Below are 561 nucleotides of genomic sequence, written 5' to 3'. Positions count from 1 at the left end.
CCCCCATTCGGACATCGTTAGCTCAAATGCTTGTTACTAGCTCGCCAACGCTTTTCGCAAGTTACTACGTCCTTCATCGCCTCTGACTGCCAAGGCATCCACCGTATACGCTTAGTCGCTTAACCATACAACCCAAATGAGTTTCACTCATCTGCGTCGCATTGCGACCAGCTTGGTTTTACTTGTCTCACTTCTGACCAAAGAAGTGGACGCGCCTTAGACGTAAACTATTCAGCAAAGAATAATTTACTATTGAATATTCAAGACACTTAATAAAGTGTTTGAGAACTCATGTTCAATGCTTGCGCATTGAACGTTTTGTAATTAATTACATGACAGACTCATGCAATTAAATACTATCAGCTTTCCAAATTGTTAAAGAGCGGGCTTAAAAAAGCCAAAGATAATTTTTAAGTTTATCTTTGGCATCTCTATCCATAGTGCATATGCCTTATTACTTTGCAATAAAGTCAGAATAAGGTGTAAATGGTGGAGCTATGCGGGATCGAACCGCAGACCTCCTGCGTGCAAGGCAGGCGCTCTCCCAGCTGAGCTATAGCC

General features: G+C 42.2%; 1 rRNA gene. It reads right to left on the bottom strand.

The features are described 5' to 3' along the window. Window positions 1-125, bottom strand: a 23S ribosomal RNA gene (locus L5M18_RS23380); the annotation flags it as partial. Between the last annotated feature and the right edge of the window lie 436 nt (window positions 126-561).

The organism is Shewanella sp. SM20 (assembly GCF_025654545.1).
Lineage (GTDB): Bacteria > Pseudomonadota > Gammaproteobacteria > Enterobacterales > Shewanellaceae > Shewanella > Shewanella oncorhynchi.
This window is presented reverse-complemented; position numbering and strand designations above follow the sequence as displayed.